We start from the raw sequence: 16,683 nt of genomic DNA on the forward strand, positions 1-16,683 counted from the left end.
GCGGGGGAGTCGCACCTCGGGGTGACGGCAGCAGAATGACCGCATGACCTTCCGCGCGGCACTGGCCCCGCTGGTGGCCGGCAGCACCTGGCGACGCGGCGTGTTCCTGCTGCTCGGTGGTGTGCTGGCGCTGCCGTACGGGGTCCTCGCGGTGACCTTCGCGCAGATGCTCACCGACTCGGAGATTCCCCGCCCGCTGGTCTACGTCCTGCTGGTGATCGCGGTGCTGATCGCCGTGGTGCCGTTGCTGCTGGACGGCAGCCGGGCCCTGGAGATCGCCGCCGTACGGGCGCTGCTCGGCGTCGACCTGCCCGACCCCGCGCCGGGGCGGCGCGGCGACCGGGAGAGCCGCCTGCGCAGCGCGCTCTGGATCGCCACGCACCTCATCGTCGGCGCCCTGGTGATGATCGCGCTGTTCAGCGCCCTGCCGATGGCGCTGGCGTTCATCGCCCAGCAGTTCGGTGTCGGCGCCGAGCTGACCAGCCAGGAGCGGTTCGGGCCGCTGGACGGACGGGACAGCGGCTGGCTGACGCTGACCGGGGTGGCCCTGCTGGTCGGCCTCGGCTACGCCGTCGCCGGGCTCGGCGCGCTCGCCGTCTCGATGGCGCCGGTGCTGCTCGGCCCCGCGCAGGCCGAGCGGATCGCCGCGCTGGAGGCGCGGGCCACCCGACTGGCCGAACGCAACCGGCTGGCCCGGGAACTGCACGACTCGGTCGGTCACGCGCTGACCGTGGCCACCCTCCAGGCCGGCGCGGCCCGCGAGGTGCTCGACAGCGATCCGGAGTTCGTCCGGCGGGCGCTCACCGCCATCGAGGAGGCCGGGCGGACCGCGATGGACGAGCTGGACCACGTGCTCGGGCTGCTCCGCGAGACCGGCGGCGACCGCCCCTCGGCGGCGCCGCAACGTACCCTCGCCGACCTGGACCGGCTGGTCGCCGACACCCGAGCGGCCGGGCTGACCGTGCACGCGCAGCGCGTCGGCGACCCGGCACGACTGCCCGCGATCGTCTCCCGGGAGGGCTACCGGATCGTCCAGGAGGGACTGACCAACGCCGCCCGCTACGGCCACGGGCCGGTGACACTGCGCCTGGACCTGCGGCCGGACGCGCTGGAGCTGGAACTGGTCAACACGATGAGCCGCCCCGACCGGGCCGACACGGGGCGGTCCGGCCGGGGCCTGGACGGCATGCGGGAACGGGTGCTGCTGCTCGGCGGCCGACTCACCGTGGGGCCGGACGGCGACCGCTGGCTGATCCGGGCCCGCCTGCCCTACGAGGACGCGCGATGACCACCGGTGTGCTGATCGTCGACGACGACGAGTTGATCCGGGTCGGGCTGCGGGCCATCATCGACGCCCAACCCGATCTGCGGGTGCTCGCCGAGGCCGCCGACGGCGCCGAGGTGCCGCCCCTGGTCGCCCGGCACCGCCCGGACGTGGTGCTGATGGACGTGCGGATGCCCGGCATCGACGGCATTCAGGCCACCCGGCACCTGCTGGCCACCTCCGCCGACCCGCCCCGGGTGCTGGTGGTCACCACGTTCGCCAACGACGAGTACGTCTACGAGGCGCTGCGCGCCGGCGCCTCCGGCTTCCTGCTCAAACGGGCCCGGCCGGCGGAGGTGGTCGAGGCGGTCCGGGTCGTCGCGGCGGGCGAGTCGCTGCTCTTCCCGGCCGCGATCCGCCAGCTTGTCGGGGCGTACGGGCCGGCGGGTGGCGACCGACTGCGTGCCGCCCGGCTCACCGAGCGGGAGGCCGAGGTGCTGCGGTTGATGACCACCGGCCGGTCCAACCCGGAGATCGCCGCGCACCTGGTGGTCGGGGTGGAGACGGTCAAGACGCACGTCGGCAACGTGCTGGCCAAGCTGGGTGTCCGGGACCGCACGCAGGCCGTGATCGCCGCCTACGAGTCCGGCTTCGTCACCCCGTCCGGCTGATCGGTCCCCCACCCGGGGGAGCGGGTTCACCGCCGGCCGGGAGGGATTCGACCGGCTGTCGGTCGAGGCTGGGAGCATGGCGACGATCACTGCATCCCGACCCCGTTCCGACTCCCGCTGGCCGGACCGGCTCGCCCCACTGGCCGCCAGTTGGCTCGGCCTGTGGGGCGTACTCGCCCTGGTTGGCACACTCACCGGCGCCGGCTATCCGTTCGGCGCGAACGACACGCACGGCGGCGACGTCAACCTGCTGCGCCTGGTGCCGGTGGACCTGGCCACCCCGCTCTTCGCCGGCGTCCTGCTCACCGCCGCGGTGGCCGCCCTGGCCATGAGCCGCCCGGCGGTCCGCCCGCCCGGTCCGCTGCGGGCGCTGCTGGCCGGCTACGGCTGGGCGGTGGCGTTCGGACTCGCCGTGGTCGTCCCGGACGCGCGGGTGCTGATCGTCCTCGGCTACCTGCCGATCCTGATCGTCGGTGCGCCCTTCGGCTGGCCGCCGGTCGAGTACTCCGACGTCATCAACTGGGCGCTGTTCGGCCGGTTCGCCGCGCTGGCCGGCGGGCTGCTGCTGGCCGGGACGGTGCTCGTCTGGCAGCGCCGCACCGCCGGGGCCTGCGTCGGCTGCGGGCGGGACGACACCGACCGGGGGTGGACCACCCCGGCCGCCGCCGCGCGCTGGGGTCGGTGGGCCGCCGGCATCGCGGCGGCGATTCCCCTGACGTACGCGTCGACCCGGTTCGCCTGGGCGGCCGGCATCCCGCTCGGCATCTCCCGCGAGTTCCTGACCGAGATGCAGGACAGCGGGCTGGTCTGGGCCGGGTTCGGGCTGGGCGCGTTCGCCACCGTCGGTGCGATCCTCACCCTCGGGCTGGTGCAGCGCTGGGGCGAGCGGTTCCCGCGCTGGATGGTCGGGCTCGCCGGTCGCCGGGTGCCGGTGCTGCTGGCCGTGGTGCCGGCCACCCTGGTCGCCATCGCGGTGACCGCGGCCAGCCTGGGGCTGCTCAGCAACCCCAGGTTCTGGGAACTCACCGGCGGCGGCGTCAGCCTGACCGGGGCGCCGATGCTGCTCTGGCCGCTGTGGGGCGTGGCGCTCGCCGCGGCGACCTACGCGTACCACCTGCGCCGCCGGGGGGCCTGCGGGCGCTGCGGCCGGGGCTGACGGTGGCAGCGGGGGTGCCCCTCGATGCCCGGGGTGCCCCCGCGAATGTGAGCTAGCGTTACTCGGGTGACTGCGCCTACCCCGGTAATCCCGGTTCCACCGGCCGACCTGCCCGGCACGCTCGGCGCGCTGCGCGCGGCCGGTCACCAGTACCGCACCGTCAAGAAGGAACTCCGCGACAACCTTCTCTCCCGGATGCGCTCCGGCGAGACCCGTTTCCCCGGCATCGTCGGCTACGACGACAGCGTCCTGCCCGAGGTCGAGCGGGCTCTGCTCGCCGGGCACGACATGGTGCTGCTCGGTGAGCGCGGCCAGGGCAAGACCCGACTGATCCGCGCGCTGGGCGGGCTGCTCGACGAGTGGACCCCCGTGATTCCCGGCTCGGTGCTCAACGAGCACCCGATGCACCCGCTCACCCCCGCGTCGGTCGCCCAGGTCGCCGAGGCCGGCGACGAGTTGCCGATCGGCTGGCTGCACCGCTCGATGCGCTACGGCGAGAAACTCGCCACCCCCGACACCAGCGTCGGCGACCTGATCGGTGACGTCGACCCGATCCGGATCGCCCAGGGACGCACCCTCGGTGATCCGGAGACCATCCACTTCGGGTTGGTGCCGCGTACCAACCGGGGCATCTTCGCCGTCAACGAGCTGCCCGACCTGGCCGAGCGGATCCAGGTGGCGCTGCTCAACGTGCTGGAGGAGCGGGACATCCAGGTCCGCGGCTACCAGCTGCGGCTGCCGCTGGACCTGCTCCTGGTGGCCAGCGCCAACCCGGAGGACTACACCAACCGGGGCCGGATCATCACCCCGCTCAAGGACCGGTTCGGCGCCGAGATCCGTACCCACTACCCGGTCGACCTGGAGTTGGAGCTGGCGCTGATCCGCCAGGAGGCCGACCTGGTGGCCACCGTCCCGGAGCACGTGCTGGAGGTGCTGGCCCGGTTCGCCCGCGCGGTGCGGGAGTCCCCGTCGGTGGACCCGCGCTCGGGCGTCTCCGCCCGGTTCGCGATCGCCGCCGCCGAGACGGTCGCCGGTGCCGCGCTGCGTCGCGCCGGCCTGCTCGCCGCCTCCGGCAACCCGGACGGTCGGCCCGAGGCCGCGGTGGCGCGGGTCGGCGACGCGGTGTCGGTGACCAGCACGCTGCGCGGCAAGGTGGAGTTCGAGAGCGGCGAGGAGGGGCGGGAGATCGAGATCCTCGCCCACCTGCTGCGGACCGCCACCGCCGAGACGTTCCGCGCCCACCTGGCCGGCCTGGACCTGTCCGGGTTCACCGCCCTGGTCGAGGACGGGACGGCGATCGAGACCGGCGAGCTGGTCGGCTCCACCGAGCTGCTGCGCCAGGTGGGCACCGTGCCCGGCCTGGCCAAGGTGCTGGACCGGCTCGGTCTGGGCGACGCGCCCACCCCGGAGGAGGCCGCCGCCGCCGTCGAGTTCGTGCTGGAGGGGCTGCACCTGACCCGTCGGCTCGGCAAGGACGTGACCGACTCGGGTCGCACCGTCTACGGCGGCCGGGGCTGACCATGGCCGGCAACCGGTTCCGGTACGGGCAGTGGAACGGCGGGCCCGACCCACTCGCACCCCCGTACGACGTGCGCGAGGCGGTGGACGCGGTCGGCGCCGAGGTGCTGGCCGGCGGCAGCCTGCGGGAGGCGCTGCGCGACCTGCTGCGCCGTGGCCCGCAGGGGCGTGGCGGGCTCGACGACCTGGCCGCCCGAGCGCGACGGCTGCGCCGCGAGGCGCTGCGCCGTGGCGATCTCGACGGCGCGGTGACCCGAGCCCAGGCGCTGCTCGACCAGGCCCTCGCCGCCGAGCGCGACGAGCTGCGGGGCCGCGACGACGACGGCGCGCGGTTCGCCGAGTCGGTGCTGGACAACCTGCCCCGCTCCACCGCCCGGGCGGTCGAGGAGTTGTCCGGCTACCAGTGGGCCAGCGAGGCCGCCCGCCGCTCGTACCAGCAGATCCTCGACCAGCTCCGCGACGACGTACTCGGTCAGCGGTTCGCCGGGCTGCGCGACGCGGTGCGCGCGTCCGCCGACCCGGCGGCGCAGCAGCGGCTCGCCGAGATGATGCGGGACCTGAACGCCCTGCTGGCCCGGCACGGCCGCGCGGAGGACACCACCGACGCGTTCGCCGAGTTCATGCGCCGGCACGGTGACTTCTTCCCGGAGCGGCCGGAGACGGTCGACGAGCTGATCGACGTGCTGGCCCGTCGCTCGGCGGCCGGTGAGCGGCTGATGAACTCGCTCTCCGAGCGGCAGCGCGCCGAGCTGGCCGGTCTGATGCAGCAGTCACTCGGCGACCGTCTCGCCGGGGAGCTGTCCGCGCTCGACGCGAACCTGCGGGCGCTGCGACCGGATCTGCGGTGGGGGCGTGGCGAGCGGGTCCGGGGCGAGCAGCCGCTGGACTACGCCGACGCGGCCGGGGCACTGGGTGAGATCGGCGAGCTGGACGACCTGCTGGACCAGCTCGACCAGGAACACCCCGGGGCCACGCTGGACGACGTGGACGTCGACGCGGTGGCCCGGACGCTGGGCCGCGACGCCGCCGACGACGTCCGCCGGTTGCGTGAGCTGGAGCGGGAGCTGCGCCGGCAGGGCTGGGTGAGCCGGGACGCGGACGGGCTCACGCTGAGTCCGAAGGCGCTCCGCCGCCTCGGTGGGACCGCGCTGCGGCGGGTCTTCGCCGAGCTGACCGCCGGGCCGCGCGGCCAGCACGACCTGCGCTCGGCGGGCGCCGCCGGCGAGGTCAGCGGCGCGTCCCGCCCCTGGGAGTACGGCGACGAGCAGCCGTTGGACGTGGTCCGCACGCTGACGCGGGCGGTCCGCCGGGCTGGTCCGACGGTTCCGCTTCAGCTCGCGGTGGACGACTTCGAGGTGGTGGAGACCGAGAAGCGGGCGTCTGCGGCAGTGGTGCTCTGCGTCGACCTGTCGTACTCGATGATCTCGCAGGGTCGTTGGGGGCCGATGAAGCAGACGGCGCTGGCGTTGGCGCACCTGATGGAGACCCGTTTCCCACAGGACGCCCTGCAGATCGTGGGCTTCGGCCGGGAGGCGATGACCCTCACCCAGCAGGAGCTGGCGGCGGTGGAGCCGGACATGGAGCAGGGCACGAACCTTCAGCACGCGCTGCGGCTGGCCGCTCGGCACCTGCGACGCCATCCGGACGCCGAGCCGGTGGTCCTGGTGGTCACCGACGGGGAGCCGACCGCCCACCTGGACCCGGACGACGGTGAGGCGCTGTTCCACTGGCCGCCGCTGCCGGAGACGATCGAGGCGACCGTCCGCGAGGTGGACAAGCTCAGCCGTTACGGCGCCACCCTCAACCTGTTCATGCTCGGCGACGACCCGGGTCTGCGCCGCTTCGTCGACGCGGTGGCCCGGCGCAGCCGGGGCCGCATGTTCACCCCGGACACCGACGACCTGGGCGAGTACGTGGTCAGCGACTACCTCCGCTCCCGCCAATCCCGCCGCTAACTCCCGGTGGGGCGGGTTGACTGGGGGGATGGAGAGCGGGGGATTGCGGCGGGCTTACGGCGCCCTGTTCGCAGAGGTGGACGCTGGCGGGTTCGGTCCGGCTCCGGAGGGGCAGCTCAGCGCCGAGCAGATCGTCGCGCATCTGGTCGCCAACGACGAGCTGATGATCCAGGCCACCGAGGCGTTGCTGGCCGGGTCGCCGTTCGCCTACTACGAGATGGAAGAGGACATCCACCGTCCGCAGCTCGACGCGCTCGCCGCGGAGCAGGGTGGTCTGCGTGGCCTGACCGCGCTGCTGCACGGCACCAGCGACCGGCTGTGCGGGCTCGTCGATCAGCTCGGCCTGGCAGCGGAGACCCCGGTCGAGACGCACCTACGCGAGGGCTTCGACCTCATCGTCGACGAGCCGCTGCCCTGGTCCCGCACCCTGGACCTGCACACCCGTGTCCACCTCCCCAAACACCAGGCCCAACTGCACCTGCTCCGCACCTGAGCCGCCTCGGCCCCGGCCTCGGTCGGCCCGGCCCGGCCCGGCCCGCGGTCGGCTGTTGGTGGCGTTCCCCGGGGTGTCGGTCTGCTGAGCGGTATACCTGTGAGTCATTTCTATGACTCACAGGTATATCGCTTCTCGCAGCGATGCCTCCCGCAGGACCGTCGTGTCGTCTTTGGGTGAAGAGCGGCGGCGACAGCGGCCGGCAGCCGACGCCGCGCCCGGGCCGGCGGCGATCAGACCGGGGTGCGGACCGCGGGCGACGTGTCGACCAGCTCGGGGCGGGGGTGAAAGGCGCGGCGGTAAGTGGACGGGGCCACGCCGATGCGTTGGTGGAGTTGCTGGCGTAGCGCGGCCGTCGTGCCGAAGCCGCAGCGGTGGGCGATCTGGTCGACGGTGAGGTCGGTCGTCTCCAACAGCAGTCGCGCGTGGTCGGTGCGCTGTTGCAGCAGCCACTGGGCCGGGCTCAGGCCGGTCTCCGAGCGGAAGCGTCGGGTGAAGGTGCGCACGCTCATCCGCGCCTGCTCGGCCAGGTCGCGCAGCGCGATCGGCTCGTGCAGTCGCTGCCGCGCCCACTCCCGGACGCCCGCCGTGCTGGTGTCGGTCGCCTTCGGCACCGGCTGCTCGATGTACTGCGCCTGCCCACCGTCGCGCCATGGCGGCATCACGCAGCGGCGGGCCGCCCGGTTGGCGACCTCGCTGCCATGGTCGAGGCGGATGACGTGCAGGCAGAGGTCGATGCCGGCGGCCACTCCGGCCGAGGTGAACACCCGGTCGTCGACGATGAAGAGCACGTCCGGGTCGAGGTCCACCCGGTCGTACAGGCGGCGGAACCGCTCGGCGTACGCCCAGTGGGTGGTGGCCCGGCGTCCGTCGAGCAGGCCGGCCGCGGCCAGCACGAACGCCCCCGTGCAGATCGACATGATCCGGGCGCCCCGGTCGTACGCCGACCGCAGCGCTTCGCCCACCCCCGGCTCGATGCTGCCCGAGGTCAGCGCGGCGCCGTCGTGGATGCCCGGGACGATCACCGTGTCGGCGGTGTCGAGCAGTTCCAGCCCGTGGTCGGGGAGCACCTGGAAGCCGGCGGTGCTGCGGACCGGCCGCCCACCCGGGGTGCACACCCGCACGTCGTAGCGGTATTCGTCGTCCGCGCCCCGGGCGGTGCTGAAGACCTGGGACGGGGTGCCCAGATCGAGGCCGACGACCTGGTCGAGGGCGAGGACGGCGATCCGGTGCGGGCCAGTGCTCATGGCCCGATTATTGCGCCTGATGGCTTTCCGGCCACTCGTCGCCGTCGAGGACGCCACCCAGACTGATCAGCGTGACCAAGAACCGTCGCCTGAACCCCGCCTGGCTCGTCGCCGCCGTTGCCTTCGTGGCTCTGGTCGGCGCGGCCGGCTTCCGCGCCACCCCGTCGGTGCTGCTGCACCCGTTGCACGCGGAGTTCGGGTGGCCGCTCGCCACCATCTCCGCGGCGGTCTCGGTCAACCTGCTCCTCTACGGGCTCACCGCGCCGTTCGCCGCCGCGCTGATGGACCGGTTCGGCATCCGCCGGGTGGTCTCGGTGGCGCTGCTGCTGGTCGCCGCCGGCAGTGGCCTGACGGTCTTCATGACCGCGAGCTGGCAGTTGCTGCTGTGCTGGGGCGTCCTCGTCGGCCTGGGCACCGGCTCGATGGCGCTGGCGTTCGTGGCGACCGTCACCGGGCGCTGGTTCGTCCGACGACGGGGCCTCGTCACCGGGGTGCTGACCGCGGGCGGGGCGGCCGGCCAACTGATCTTCCTGCCGCTGATCGCCGTGCTGGTGCGCGACCACGGGTGGCGCACGGCGGCGCTCGTCGTGGCCGGAGCCGCCCTGGCGGTCGTACCCCTGGTGGTGTGGCTGCTGCGCGAACACCCGGCGGATCTCGACCTGCCCGCCTACGGCGCGACCGAGGTCGTCGCGGCGCCGCCGCCGACCGGCGGCGCGGCGACCCGGGCGCTGGGCGCGCTGGCCGCCGCGGCCCGGACCCGCCCGTTCTGGCTGCTGGCCGGCGGGTTCGCGATCTGCGGCGCCACCACCAACGGCCTCGTCGGTACGCACTTCGTGCCGGCCGCGCACGACCACGGCATGGCCGAGACCACGGCGGCCGGGCTGCTCGCGCTGGTGGGGCTCTTCGACATCGTCGGCACGATCGCCTCCGGCTGGCTCACCGACCGGGTGGACAGCCGGTTGCTGCTCGGCGCCTACTACGCCCTGCGCGGGTTGTCGCTGCTGGTGTTGCCGAGCCTGTTCGCGGGCACGGCCGAGCCGAGCATCCTGGTGTTCATCGTCTTCTACGGCCTGGACTGGGTGGCCACCGTGCCGCCGACGGTCGCGCTGTGCCGGGAGTACTTCGGCGGCGCCGGGGCGGTGGTGTTCGGCTGGGTGTTCGCCGCGCACCAGTTCGGGGCGGCCATCGCTGCGACCGGCGCGGGGCTGGTCCGGGACCGGCTCGGCGACTACGCGCTGGCCTGGTACGTGGCCGGCGCCTTGTCGATCGGTGCCGCCGGGCTGTCGTTGCTGCTGCGGCGACGGCCGGGCCGGCCGGTGCCGGAGGCCGTCCTGGTCGCCGCGACCGCACCCCGGGCGTGGAGCTTCCGGGGCTGAGTCAGCTCAGCGTCCACTGCTGGGCGGGCCGGCCGTCGCAGGGCCGCTGCCGGATCTCGTCCCCGGCCTCGGCGCCGTCGTCGTCGGCCTGCGCGCACTTGCCGCTGTGCACCGCGACGACCAGCACCGGGCCGGTGCCGGTCGGGCTCAGCCGCCACTGCTGGTTGGCCTCACCGTGGCAGGGGAACTGCTGCACCGTCGCCCCGTCGTCACCGCTGCCGCCCTCGACGTCGAGGCACTGCCCGTGGGCGGCGTTGGTCAACGTCACCGCGTCCGTTCCGATCGGGTTGACGACCCACTGCTGCTCCGGGCCGCCGGTGCAGGCGGCCAACTCGGCCTGCGCCTTCTCACCGTCACCGTCGAGCCCGAGGCAGAGCCCGGAGGGCGACCGCAGCACGCGAGGCCCGGTGGTCGGGATGGCCGGGGTGGCCGACGGGGTCGGCGACGGCTCGACCGAGGGGGTCGGGCTCGGCTCGGCCGCCGGGATGGTCGGCTCGGCCACGCTGGACGGCGCGGTGACCGCGGCGGGCACCACCGCTTCGTCGTCGCCGTCGAGGAGGCCGGTGGCGAAGACCAACCCGAGGAGTACGCCCACCAGCCCGACCGCCAACGCCACCCGCAGCAGCGGGTCGGCCAGCGGCCCGGAACGAGCTCTCCGCCGACCGCCGTAGACGGTGCCGGCGGGATCGGGGCGTTCCTCGGGCAGGGACATACGGGCCATCCTCACCCACCACGGCGGGCCGGGGCCAGCCCAGCCACGCCGGCCGGCCGCAGCCAGCCCGGTGCGATCAGCGGGTGGGCTGCGGATCGGTGACGTCGGCCACAGTCGCGCCGAGGGCGGTGATCGCCGCGTCGGCGTCGAGCGCGACGGCGAGACCGCGCTCGCCCGCGCCGAGGGTGATCTCCCGGCCGCGCAGTCGCTTGTCCGCGATCACCGGCCACGCGGTGCTCGCGCCGAACGGGGTGATCGTGCCGCGCTCGTACCCGGTGGCTGCCAGGGCGCCCGCCGCGTCCGGCATGGAGATGCGCTGCACACCGAGCAGGGCGCGCAGCTTGGGCCAGGAGATGACCCGGTCGCCGGGGGTGAGCACGAACAGGTGATCGTCGGCACCCCGGCGGACGACGATGGTCTTGACCACATCCGGGACGGCCACGCCCCGGGCCGCGGCGGCCTCCGCGAGGCTGCCGACCGCACCGTGGCTGACCAGCCGATACGGCAGTCCGGCGGAGTCCAGGGCGGCGATCGCGGGCGACGGCATGCCCGCCACGGTAACCGTCGAACCTGGCGTCGGACGGGAAACAGCAGGCGTCGACATCCCACCGTTTTCGGGGTCCGGGCGTAAGGTGATCACATGCGCGCTGAGCGTGTGGATCACCCCATTGACCATGATGAAGCGGTGGACACGCTGCGGCGGTCGTACGCCGCGGTGCCCACGGGCGAGCCTGTCCGGCTGGCCAAACGCACCTCCAACCTGTTCCGCCCCCGGTCCGCTCCCCGGACCCCGGGCCTCGACGTGAGTGGCCTCAACCGGGTGCTCGCGGTGGACGCGACCGCCCGGACCGCCGACGTGCAGGGCATGTGCACGTACGAGGACCTGGTCGACGCGACGCTGCCGCACGGGCTGATGCCCCTGGTGGTGCCGCAACTGCGCACCATCACCCTGGGCGGGGCGGTGACCGGCCTCGGGATCGAGTCGACCTCGTTCCGCAACGGCCTGCCTCACGAGTCGGTACGCGAGATGGACATCCTCACCGGCTCCGGCGAGATCGTCACCGCCCGGCCGGACGGGGAGCACGCCGACCTGTTTACCGCGTTCCCCAACTCGCTGGGCAGCCTCGGGTACGCCACCCGGCTGCGCATCGAGCTGCAACCGGTCGGCCGGTACGTGGCGTTGCGCAACATCCGGTTCACCCAACTGGAGGCGCTCACCGACGCGATCGCCGAGGTGACCGCCACCCGGTCCTGGGCCGGCGAACCGGTCGACGTGATGGACGGCGTGATGTTCAGCCCCGGTGAGGCGTACCTGATCCTGGGCACCTTCACCGACGCGGCCGACCCGCCCAGCGACTACACCGGCCAGGAGATCTACTACCGGTCGCTGCGCCGGCGCACCCGGGACGTGCTGACCGCGTACGACTATCTGTGGCGCTGGGACACCGACTGGTTCTGGTGTTCGGCGGCGTTCGGCGCGCAGCACCCGGTCGTGCGCAGGCTCTGGCCGGCGCGTTACCGGCGCAGCGACGTCTACCACCGACTGGTCCGCCTCGAGCACCGGCACCAGGTGGCGGCCCGGATCGACCGGCTGCGCGGCCAGCCGGCCCGTGAGCGGGTCGTGCAGGACGTGGAGATCCCGCTGGACCGCACGGCCGACTTCCTGCGCTGGTTCGCGGACAGCGTGGGGATGACCCCGGTGTGGCTCTGCCCGTTGCGGTTGCGCGAACCGGAGGGTCCCGGTTCCGCGCGGTCGTGGCCGCTGTATCCGCTCCACGCGGGACAGGACTACGTCAACATTGGTTTCTGGGGGAGCGTGCCGATCGCGCCCGGCGCCGCCGACGGCGACGTCAACCGCACGATCGAACGCAGGGTGTCGGAGTCGGGCGGGCACAAGTCGCTCTACTCCGACGCGTACTACGACCGGGACGCCTTCGATCGCCTCTATGGCGGCGAGACCTGGCGCGCGGTGAAGGACCGCTACGACCCGGACCACCGGCTGACGGGACTGTACGAGAAGGCGGTAGCACGAGCATGAGCCTGACCGATCGAGACCAGGGGGCGGCGAGCGTTCCCGCCACCCCGCCGGCGGGGGGCCGGCGCACCGGTCCGACCGTGGCGGACGTCGTCCGCGCGGTCACCGCCGGGCCGCTGCCGGTGCGGATCACCGGGTACGACGGCAGCGCCGTCGGCCCGGCCGACGCCGGCATCACCCTGTCGATCCGTTCCGAGCGGGGTTTGTCATACCTGCTCACCGCCCCCGGTGACCTGGGCATGGCCCGGGCGTACGTCAGCGGTGACCTGGCGTTGCAGGGGGTGCATCCGGGTGACCCGTACGAGGCGCTGCGGGTGCTCAAGGACGAGTTGCGGCTGCGCCCACCGTCGGTGGCCGACGGGGTGGCGCTGGCGCGCGGGCTGGGCTGGGAGCGGCTGCTGCCCCCGCCGGCCCCTCCGCAGGAGGCCCTGCCGCGCTGGAAGCGGGTGATGAACGGGCTGCGGCACTCGCGGGTGCGCGACAGCACCGCGATCTCGCACCACTACGACGTCTCGAACGCCTTCTACGAGAAGGTGCTCGGCCCGTCGATGACGTACACCTGCGCGGTCTACCGGTCCCCGGACGACACGCTGGAGCAGGCCCAGGCGGCGAAGTACGACCTGGTCGCCGGCAAGCTGGCGCTGAAGAAGGGCATGCGGCTGCTGGACGTGGGCTGCGGCTGGGGTGGCATGGTCCGGCACGCCGCGCGGGAGTACGGCGTGAAGGCGCTCGGGGTGACCCTGTCGAAGGCGCAGGCGCAGTGGGCGCAGGCGGCGATCGAGCGGGAGGGGCTGACCGAGCTGGCCGAGGTGCGGCACCTGGACTACCGGGACGCGCCGGCGGAACAGTTCGACGCCATCTCCTCGATCGGTCTGACCGAGCACATCGGTGTGCGCAACTACCCGTCCTACTTCGGGGCGCTGCGGTCGCGGCTGCGTACGGGTGGGCGGCTGCTGAACCACACCATCACGCGGGCCGACAACCGGGCGCCCCACCGCTCGGGCGCGTTCATCGACCGGTACGTCTTCCCGGACGGCGAGTTGGCCGGCCCGGGTCGGTTGATCAGCGAGGTGCACGACGCCGGGCTGGAGGTGCACCACGAGGAGAACCTGCGCCAGCACTACGCGCTGACGCTTGCCGCGTGGTGTCGCAACCTGGTGGAGCACTGGGACTTCTGCGTCTCGGAGGTGGGCGCGGGGACCGCCCGGGTGTGGGGCCTCTACATGGCCGGCTCGCGGATGGCCTTCGAGCGCAACGGCATCCAGCTGCACCAGGTGCTGGCCACCCACAACGGCCCGGACGGTGTGAACGGCTACCCGCTGCGCCCGGACTGGTTGCCCTGACCACCTGCTGAGCGTCGCCTGAAGCCGCGTCGAGAAGTCGGCGCGGCTTTTCGCGAAGCGATTGACAAACGAATTTTGTACGTACAAACTGATTTTGCCATGAGAGACGTCCTGTACCTGGAGCAGATCGAGCAGGCCGAAGTCCTGCTCAAGCCGCAGCGTGTCGAGGTGCTGCGGCAACTCGCCGAACCGCGCACCTGCACCGAGGTCGCGGCCCGACTCGACCAGACGCCGCAGCGCGTCTACTACCACGTCAAGCAGCTCGTCGCGGCCGGCCTGGTCGAGCTGGTCAACGAGCGCAAGGTCCGCGGCATCACCGAAGGCATCTACCAGGCCGCCGCCCGGTCCTACTGGCTCTCCCCGCGGCTGGTCGGCCGGATCGGGCTGCGCCGGGCCCGCGACGAGCTGAGCCTGGGCTACCTGCTCGACCTGATGGAGGAGGTCCAGGCGGACGTCGCCGCCCTGGACCGGGCCGCGCCCGAGCTGCCATCGATCGGGGTCTCCGGGGAGATCCGGGTGCCCGCGGAGCAGCGCCCGCAGTTCCTGCACGACCTGCAAACCGCACTTCAGGACCTGTTCGCCCGTTACGGCGGCAGTGAAGGAGACGCCTTCAAGCTCGCCGTCGCCTGCTATCCGAAAGGAAACGACAATGAGTGAAGCGTTGAAGGTCCAGGCCCGTCTCTCCGCGCCCGTCGGGCGCGTCCGCGAGGCCCTGACCGACCCGGCCGAGCTGCGACTCTGGCTGGCCGAGCACGCCGAGGTCGAGCTGCCTCAGCGGTACGAGTTCTGGGGTCGCTACACGCCCGAGGGTGACGCCCCGCACCAGCGCCTGCTGCACGCCGACGACGACACGCTGCGCTTCGGCTGGTTGCTCGACGGGGTGGAGACCACCACCGAGCTCCAGTTGACCGCCGAGAGCACGGACAGCACGGTGTTGACGCTGACCCAGAGCCACTTCGACTTCGCCGAGGCGATGAGCGGTTCCAGCATCCGGGGCGTGCTCCAGACGTTCTGGGCGCTGTCCATCGCCAACCTGGCCGCCCACCTGGAGGGTCGGCCGCTCCTGCCGCGTACCGACTTCACCTCCGCCGACCTGCGCGGCGAGCTGGTCATCGCCGCCCCCATCGACAAGGTGTGGGAGTCGCTTACCGACTCCGAGCAGGCCAGCGCCTGGTTCGGCTACCCCATCGGGATCGAGCCGTGGGTCGGCGGCCGGTACGCGATGGGCGGCTTCGAGACCGGGTACGCGGCCAAGATCGTCGACCTGGAGCCGGGCCGGAGGATGTCCGTGGACTGGGGACCGACCGGCGTCACGAACTGGGAGCTGGCCGAGTCCAACGGCCGGACCACGCTCACCTTCGTGCAGAGCGGCTTCGACGAGACCAACCCCCCGTACGCTGCCTGGAGCGGGTCGGTGTCCGGCCTGGCCGAGCTGCGCCGCTTCCACGAGGTGCCGGGCTGGCAGCCGATCTGGATCTCGACCGAGGTGCCCGGCCTGGAGCCCGAGCCCGCCAGCTGACCGTCGCGCCTTGATCGTGCTCGATCAGGGATGTAGTCGCCTCGTTCACGCCAGAGGCCATTACATCCTGGATCGAGCACGATCTTGTGGGTGGGGAGAGGGTGCTGTCGGCAGGCGGCTCACGCGATGGCGGCGATATCACCGTCGTCGAAGTAGATGGCCTGGTGGAGTCGGCCGCCGAGGGCGACGGCGTACCGGGCAACCACTTCCTGGCCGGAAATCCGGCCCTGCTCGATCTGGGAGACCCGCCCCTTGGTCACCCCCATGCGCTCGGCCACCTGCTGCTGAGTGAGGCCGCGGGCGCGTCGTACCTCGGCGAGGCGATGCCCGACGACTTGCGCGAGCAACTCCTGCTTTCCGGCCGCAACGGCCTCCTCGCCGCCGGCCCGCTGTACGTACTCCGACCGAATATCCGACCACCGCACATGTCCACTCACCGCTGGCCCCCCTCCTGCTGTGCGCGTTCCTTCAAGTAGATCTCATAGCGTTGTTCGGCGAGCGGGATGGCCTGTTGATACCAGCTCTGCCACTGGCCCGCCTTGTCGCCCGCGACCAGCAGGATGCTGGCGCGCCACGGGTCGAAAACGAAGAGGATGCGGACGGTGCCGGGTCGCAACTCCTTGAGATTCGCCAGCGACGACCCCCTGATCGTGTCGACCAGGGGGCGGCCCAGCCCCGGTCCTGCTTCGGCGAGCGCGTCGATGGCCTGGACGACCCGGACGAATGTCGCCTCGTCGAGGCTGTCGATCCAGGCACGGACCTCGTCGACGACGAAGACGTCCCACTCATCCTGCGGCACCCGAGGAGTATACCAATAGCTATACACTGTCACTGCGACTGTCGAACCGATCGGTGCCCCGGGTTCGGTGACTTTTCGGGGTGGAGTGGGTACTGCCGGGCGATGTTCTTCATCTTTGGTCTGCGTACCAAGGTCGACCGGTCCGGTGTCGTGCAGCAGGTCTGCCGCCACTGCGGTAACCACGCCGCGCAGGTGATCACCCGCCGGTCGACGAAATTCACCCTCTTCTTCATCCCCCTCATCCCGATCCGCACCCGGTACGCGCAGCAGTGCACGTTCTGTGGGGCGCAGTACGAGATCGCCAAGTCCGACGCCCAGCGCCTCCCGGTCGGCTGAGCCGCAGATGGCCCGCTTCCTGTGCTGGCTGATCGGTCGACCGTCGTCGACCGGACCCGTCGTGCACACCGCCGCCCGCCCGCCGTGCACCCCCGGCCGGCGTCTGCGTCGACCCGTGCGCCGCCCGCTGGCCGGCACCGCGCTGCCCCGCTCACCCTGGAACCGCTCCGCCGGCCGCTGACCTGACCCGCCGGCCGGTGCGCGACACAGGCCGTCACGAAGGCCCGGGCAGACCGCATCGACCTGGATGTTCGGCCCT

At 72.8% G+C, this 16,683-nt stretch carries 18 protein-coding genes; 13 read left to right on the top strand and 5 right to left on the bottom strand.

Features of this window, described 5'->3' with window-relative positions; all coding sequences use genetic code 11:
• Window positions 1–43 precede the first annotated feature (43 nt).
• The 6 genes from ABZU53_RS01160 (at window position 44) to ABZU53_RS01185 (ending at window position 7,057) form a co-directional block, all read left to right on the top strand.
• Window positions 44–1,288, top strand: a complete 1,245-nt coding sequence (locus ABZU53_RS01160; protein WP_355063099.1) for a histidine kinase — start codon at window positions 44–46, stop codon at window positions 1,286–1,288.
• Window positions 1,285–1,935 carry a response regulator transcription factor gene (locus ABZU53_RS01165; RefSeq protein ID WP_266249167.1) on the top strand — a complete coding sequence of 217 codons (651 nt, stop codon included), beginning with the start codon at window positions 1,285–1,287 and terminating at the stop codon, window positions 1,933–1,935. Before ABZU53_RS01160 ends, ABZU53_RS01165 begins: the two co-directional genes overlap by 4 nt.
• Window positions 1,936–2,011: 76 nt before the next feature.
• Window positions 2,012–3,091, top strand: coding sequence for a hypothetical protein (locus tag ABZU53_RS01170; RefSeq protein WP_355063101.1), 1,080 nt, complete (start codon window positions 2,012–2,014; stop codon window positions 3,089–3,091).
• A 66-nt stretch (window positions 3,092–3,157) separates the two neighbouring features.
• Window positions 3,158–4,609, top strand: a complete 1,452-nt coding sequence (locus ABZU53_RS01175) for a sigma 54-interacting transcriptional regulator (protein WP_355063103.1) — start codon at window positions 3,158–3,160, stop codon at window positions 4,607–4,609.
• Between the two features lie 2 nt (window positions 4,610–4,611).
• The gene (locus ABZU53_RS01180; RefSeq protein ID WP_355063105.1) at window positions 4,612–6,564 is read left to right on the top strand and encodes a VWA domain-containing protein; all 1,953 of its coding nucleotides are present in this window, start codon (window positions 4,612–4,614) and stop codon (window positions 6,562–6,564) included.
• 28 nt (window positions 6,565–6,592) lie between these two features.
• A complete protein-coding gene (locus tag ABZU53_RS01185; protein WP_354860783.1) occupies window positions 6,593–7,057 on the top strand; it encodes a hypothetical protein in 465 nt (154 codons plus the stop codon).
• 233 nt (window positions 7,058–7,290) lie between these two features.
• On the opposite strand, the gene ABZU53_RS01190 is transcribed toward ABZU53_RS01185, so the two are convergent.
• Complete coding sequence (locus ABZU53_RS01190; RefSeq protein ID WP_355063107.1) at window positions 7,291–8,304, bottom strand: helix-turn-helix domain-containing protein; 1,014 nt, start codon at window positions 8,302–8,304, stop codon at window positions 7,291–7,293.
• Window positions 8,305–8,375: 71 nt separating this feature from the next.
• Between ABZU53_RS01190 and ABZU53_RS01195 the strand changes: the two genes are divergently transcribed.
• A complete protein-coding gene (locus tag ABZU53_RS01195) occupies window positions 8,376–9,680 on the top strand; it encodes an MFS transporter (protein WP_355063109.1) in 1,305 nt (434 codons plus the stop codon).
• A 1-nt stretch (window position 9,681) separates the two neighbouring features.
• Here ABZU53_RS01195 and ABZU53_RS01200 read toward each other — a convergent pair whose 3' ends face one another.
• Complete coding sequence (locus ABZU53_RS01200; protein WP_355063110.1) at window positions 9,682–10,392, bottom strand: RICIN domain-containing protein; 711 nt, start codon at window positions 10,390–10,392, stop codon at window positions 9,682–9,684.
• A 76-nt stretch (window positions 10,393–10,468) separates the two neighbouring features.
• Window positions 10,469–10,939: a YbaK/EbsC family protein gene (locus ABZU53_RS01205; RefSeq protein ID WP_355063112.1), complete on the bottom strand. Its 471-nt coding sequence runs from the start codon at window positions 10,937–10,939 to the stop codon at window positions 10,469–10,471.
• Between the two features lie 93 nt (window positions 10,940–11,032).
• Here ABZU53_RS01205 and ABZU53_RS01210 point away from each other — a divergent pair, with 93 nt between their 5' ends.
• The 4 genes from ABZU53_RS01210 to ABZU53_RS01225 all read left to right on the top strand — a co-directional run bounded on the left by ABZU53_RS01210 (window position 11,033) and on the right by ABZU53_RS01225 (window position 15,289).
• On the top strand, window positions 11,033–12,430 hold the full coding sequence (locus tag ABZU53_RS01210) for an FAD-binding oxidoreductase (RefSeq protein WP_354860777.1): 1,398 nt from the start codon (window positions 11,033–11,035) through the stop codon (window positions 12,428–12,430).
• Window positions 12,427–13,770, top strand: a complete 1,344-nt coding sequence (locus ABZU53_RS01215; protein WP_355063114.1) for a class I SAM-dependent methyltransferase — start codon at window positions 12,427–12,429, stop codon at window positions 13,768–13,770. The genes ABZU53_RS01210 and ABZU53_RS01215 overlap by 4 nt, the downstream gene beginning before the upstream one ends.
• Before the next feature lie 99 nt (window positions 13,771–13,869).
• Entirely contained in the window at window positions 13,870–14,427 is a 558-nt protein-coding gene (locus ABZU53_RS01220) for a helix-turn-helix domain-containing protein (protein WP_354860773.1), read from the top strand.
• The gene (locus tag ABZU53_RS01225) at window positions 14,420–15,289 is read left to right on the top strand and encodes an SRPBCC family protein (protein WP_355063116.1); all 870 of its coding nucleotides are present in this window, start codon (window positions 14,420–14,422) and stop codon (window positions 15,287–15,289) included. The genes ABZU53_RS01220 and ABZU53_RS01225 overlap by 8 nt, the downstream gene beginning before the upstream one ends.
• A gap of 119 nt (window positions 15,290–15,408) precedes the next feature.
• On the opposite strand, the gene ABZU53_RS01230 is transcribed toward ABZU53_RS01225, so the two are convergent.
• Both ABZU53_RS01230 and ABZU53_RS01235 read right to left on the bottom strand, forming a co-directional pair.
• Window positions 15,409–15,726 carry a helix-turn-helix transcriptional regulator gene (locus tag ABZU53_RS01230; protein ID WP_354863257.1) on the bottom strand — a complete coding sequence of 106 codons (318 nt, stop codon included), beginning with the start codon at window positions 15,724–15,726 and terminating at the stop codon, window positions 15,409–15,411.
• Window positions 15,723–16,088 (bottom strand): type II toxin-antitoxin system RelE/ParE family toxin, encoded by a 366-nt coding sequence (locus tag ABZU53_RS01235; protein WP_354863256.1) that lies wholly within the window; start codon window positions 16,086–16,088, stop codon window positions 15,723–15,725. The genes ABZU53_RS01230 and ABZU53_RS01235 overlap by 4 nt, the downstream gene beginning before the upstream one ends.
• A 102-nt stretch (window positions 16,089–16,190) precedes the next feature.
• On the opposite strand from ABZU53_RS01235, the gene ABZU53_RS01240 reads away from it, so the two are divergent.
• Window positions 16,191–16,424 (top strand): zinc-ribbon domain-containing protein, encoded by a 234-nt coding sequence (locus tag ABZU53_RS01240; RefSeq protein ID WP_007455911.1) that lies wholly within the window; start codon window positions 16,191–16,193, stop codon window positions 16,422–16,424.
• A 7-nt stretch (window positions 16,425–16,431) separates the two neighbouring features.
• Window positions 16,432–16,605, top strand: coding sequence for a hypothetical protein (locus ABZU53_RS01245; protein ID WP_354863255.1), 174 nt, complete (start codon window positions 16,432–16,434; stop codon window positions 16,603–16,605).
• The last annotated feature ends 78 nt before the right edge of the window (window positions 16,606–16,683 follow it).

Source organism: Micromonospora sp. NPDC005194 (assembly GCF_040608335.1).
Lineage (GTDB): Bacteria > Actinomycetota > Actinomycetes > Mycobacteriales > Micromonosporaceae > Micromonospora.

Coding starts and splice junctions, on each gene's coding strand:
- ABZU53_RS01160 (WP_355063099.1), top strand. CDS start 44: ATGACCTTCCGCGCGGCACTGGCCCCGCTGGTGGCCGGCAGCACCTGG.
- ABZU53_RS01165 (WP_266249167.1), top strand. CDS start 1,285: ATGACCACCGGTGTGCTGATCGTCGACGACGACGAGTTGATCCGGGTC.
- ABZU53_RS01170 (WP_355063101.1), top strand. CDS start 2,012: ATGGCGACGATCACTGCATCCCGACCCCGTTCCGACTCCCGCTGGCCG.
- ABZU53_RS01180 (WP_355063105.1), top strand. CDS start 4,612: ATGGCCGGCAACCGGTTCCGGTACGGGCAGTGGAACGGCGGGCCCGAC.
- ABZU53_RS01185 (WP_354860783.1), top strand. CDS start 6,593: ATGGAGAGCGGGGGATTGCGGCGGGCTTACGGCGCCCTGTTCGCAGAG.
- ABZU53_RS01190 (WP_355063107.1), bottom strand. CDS start 8,304: ATGAGCACTGGCCCGCACCGGATCGCCGTCCTCGCCCTCGACCAGGTC.
- ABZU53_RS01200 (WP_355063110.1), bottom strand. CDS start 10,392: ATGTCCCTGCCCGAGGAACGCCCCGATCCCGCCGGCACCGTCTACGGC.
- ABZU53_RS01205 (WP_355063112.1), bottom strand. CDS start 10,939: ATGCCGTCGCCCGCGATCGCCGCCCTGGACTCCGCCGGACTGCCGTAT.
- ABZU53_RS01210 (WP_354860777.1), top strand. CDS start 11,033: ATGCGCGCTGAGCGTGTGGATCACCCCATTGACCATGATGAAGCGGTG.
- ABZU53_RS01215 (WP_355063114.1), top strand. CDS start 12,427: ATGAGCCTGACCGATCGAGACCAGGGGGCGGCGAGCGTTCCCGCCACC.
- ABZU53_RS01220 (WP_354860773.1), top strand. CDS start 13,870: ATGAGAGACGTCCTGTACCTGGAGCAGATCGAGCAGGCCGAAGTCCTG.
- ABZU53_RS01225 (WP_355063116.1), top strand. CDS start 14,420: ATGAGTGAAGCGTTGAAGGTCCAGGCCCGTCTCTCCGCGCCCGTCGGG.
- ABZU53_RS01240 (WP_007455911.1), top strand. CDS start 16,191: ATGTTCTTCATCTTTGGTCTGCGTACCAAGGTCGACCGGTCCGGTGTC.
- ABZU53_RS01245 (WP_354863255.1), top strand. CDS start 16,432: ATGGCCCGCTTCCTGTGCTGGCTGATCGGTCGACCGTCGTCGACCGGA.